Here is a 2,780-nt window from a genome sequence, read left to right on the forward strand (position 1 = left end):
GTAAGCGAAAAATAGATTCGAACCCTCGTAAAAAAGGAAAAAAGCAAGAGCGGTTCCCATAAGGAGCCGCTCTTTGAAATAATTAATGCATTAAATTGGCCAACTGGTTATCGGCACAAGTCTTGTGCCGCATCATTCCAAGGCGCGCAATCGTCAGCAGAGGTTCCTACCGGCAGCCGTTCCAATAAGAACTGGAAGTACCGGAAAGGCCGCAGGCCGTTGGCTTTAGCAGTCTCCACAATAGAATAAGCGACTGCACTGGCGTTGGCCCCTCTGGGCGTGTTGGAAAACAGCCAGTTCTTCCGGCCCACGGCAAAAGGCCGCACCGCCCGTTCAGCACGGTTGTTGGATAATTCCAAGCGACCGTCCAGGAACACGTGCATCAGCCACTCTTTCTGTTTCACAGCATAGGTCAGCGCCGCGCCATAGGCAGACTTTGGCACGGGGTTGCGGTCATATTCATTTTTGGCCCAGGCAAAGAATTCCTCTGCTATGGGGAAAGAATACTCTTTCCTTGCCTGGAACCGCTCCTGGAAAGAGAGCCTTTTCTCCGTGTATCCAGCTTCCAGCTCAAACAATTTGTTGCAGTAACGCAATCCAGTCTGTGCCGGATGCTTTTCCCTCGCGTCTTTGGGCAGAGTTTTGAGAGTATCTGTGAATTTTCTCCTCATGTGGGCCCAACACCCAACCGCGGTTATGTCCGGCGGCAGCTTACAATGGTAGGCCTCATACCCATCGGTGTGGAGGAATCCTGAGAAACCCGTCAAGAAAGCCTTGACGTGTTCCCCGGTCCGGCTGGGCTGGTAGTCATACAACACCACCGGCCTTTCACTGTCCCCAGAGGTCCGGTAGACCCACACATAGCTTTTTTGTGTAGCTTTCCTGCCATCTTCCCGCAGCACGGTCAGCGTGGTCTCGTCCGCGTGGAGTATCTCGTTAGAGAGCAGTTCACTGCGCAAACGCTGGAAGAAATCCCCAAACCACCTCTCGTGGGTGGCGATCACCCAGTTTGCCATTGTCTGCCGGGACGCCGGCACACCAATCCGCTGAAATTCCTGTTCCTGCCGGTACAACGGCAATGCCAGCGCATATTTGTTGTTCAAAATGTGCGCAAGCAGGCTGGGCGAAACGATCCCACTGCCAGGGATGAGCCCTGCTGGGACTTTGCTCTTTTTCATGGGCGTGGCTAACGCGTTTTTCTCGCAATTCCGGCAGCTGTAGGCCGTCTGGACGTGCTCCACTACCTTATACTGCGCCGGAACATACCGCAGTTCCCTCCGAACAACCTCGTGGCCGCAGGCATGCATCTTCCCGCCGCATACCGGGCAAACCTGTTCTCCCTCTGGCAGCTCGTGAACAATTTGCTCTGTTGGCAGCTTAGAAAAGTCCAGTTCCCGTTTCCCAGCCTGCTTTTTCCTCTTGTATACGATCTGCTCTAAATCAGGCTCTGCTGCTTTAAGGTCTGCCAGCGCCTCCGTCTCGTTAAATAAAGAAAGCTGTTCCTCCAACTCTACGCTCTTTTCGCTGGACGGCCCAAACTGTTTGGATTGCAGCAGCTTGAACTGCCCTTTGAACCAATCCACCTGCTTGCGTAACTCCGCTATTTCTTTGTCCTTCTCGCTGACGATTTCCTGCCACTGCGCGGCGCTTTTCTCTGTATTTTTCATACCTTGATTATACCAAAAACAAGAAAAACTGCAATAGAAAAAGCCCATTTTACCTGGGCTTTTTCTCCTTGCATGGCACAATTGACCGGCTTTTTAAATACTCAAATTCTTTCTCCGTTATTTCCAATACCTTTCCTGCTTCAGCTGGCGGCCAAGGGTAGCTCCCGCTCTGGGCACGGCGCTTGCTCAGGCAGAAACCCGCCCCGTCCCACTCTAAATATTTTATCATACTTCCACTCAAATCACGAAAAACGTACAGATTTCCGTCATAGGGGCTGTGGTTCAGTTGATACCGGATGATCCCCAGCAGCCCGTCCAGCCCCGTATACATGCTGGTTTCCCCGCACACCAGCCATACCCTTTTCCCCCGTCTTGGGGGTGGGGATTTTTTGCTGGCCTCATGCAGCTGTTCCTTCCAATCCTCCGCGTTGGTGTACCGGATGCGCCTCATGCCCCGTTTGTGGCCAGGGTCATGCCGGGCTGCTGCCGCGCATTCCCGGCTGCAGTATTTCTGCTCTGACTTGACAAACGTGCTGAATCCCTCTCCGCACCAGCCGCAGACCCTATCCTCCCTCGTCTGTGCCATGGCCTGCAAATAACACTCCCGGCTGCAGTACTCCCCGCCATGCCACCTTTCGCTGGTGAACTCTTTTCCGCAAAACGCGCATTTGTGCATTCCCGGCTCACCGGACGGGTTTGCCTTGCGGTATTCCTTCCACCACTCTTTCCGGCACTCGTCGCTGCAAAAACGCCGGGTCTTGCAGTTCCAGTCCAGTTCAAATTCTACCCCGCAATTGGGGCAGACCTGTTTCCCTCGTCCCTGCTCATGCTGCTTTTCCTGCCTCTGCTTTCTATGGTACTCCTGGCGGCAGCGGTCGCTGCAAAAACGCCTCCAACGGCCGCGCTCTCCGCTCTGCTCCACGGGGGCTCCACATTCCGGACAGACGTCCACTTTGCCCCCATAATACCTCTTGGCGTTATGGTATTTTATCCGGCACTCCGCGCTACAGAACTTCTGGCGGCTCTTGTGGCAGGTCGGCTCAAACTCTTTCCCACACCACTGGCATTTGTGCTCTGTTCCCATTCCTTATATCCTCCGTTTTTCTTCATCCC

At 53.9% G+C, this 2,780-nt stretch carries 2 protein-coding genes; both read right to left on the bottom strand.

Annotated elements, in window-relative coordinates; genetic code table 11:
• Positions 1-107: 107 nt before the first annotated feature.
• A complete protein-coding gene (tnpC, locus tag D7X94_RS17695) occupies positions 108-1,667 on the bottom strand; it encodes an IS66 family transposase (RefSeq protein ID WP_158591079.1) in 1,560 nt (519 codons plus the stop codon).
• 49 nt (positions 1,668-1,716) lie between these two features.
• Positions 1,717-2,751, bottom strand: coding sequence for an IS66 family insertion sequence element accessory protein TnpB (tnpB, locus tag D7X94_RS17700; RefSeq protein WP_120429132.1), 1,035 nt, complete (start codon positions 2,749-2,751; stop codon positions 1,717-1,719).
• Between the last annotated feature and the right edge of the window lie 29 nt (positions 2,752-2,780).

The sequence above is a fragment of the Acutalibacter sp. 1XD8-33 genome (genome assembly GCF_003612555.1).
Lineage (GTDB): Bacteria > Bacillota > Clostridia > Oscillospirales > Acutalibacteraceae > Acutalibacter.

Coding starts and splice junctions, on each gene's coding strand:
- tnpB (WP_120429132.1), bottom strand. CDS start 2,751: ATGGGAACAGAGCACAAATGCCAGTGGTGTGGGAAAGAGTTTGAGCCG.
- tnpC (WP_158591079.1), bottom strand. CDS start 1,667: ATGAAAAATACAGAGAAAAGCGCCGCGCAGTGGCAGGAAATCGTCAGC.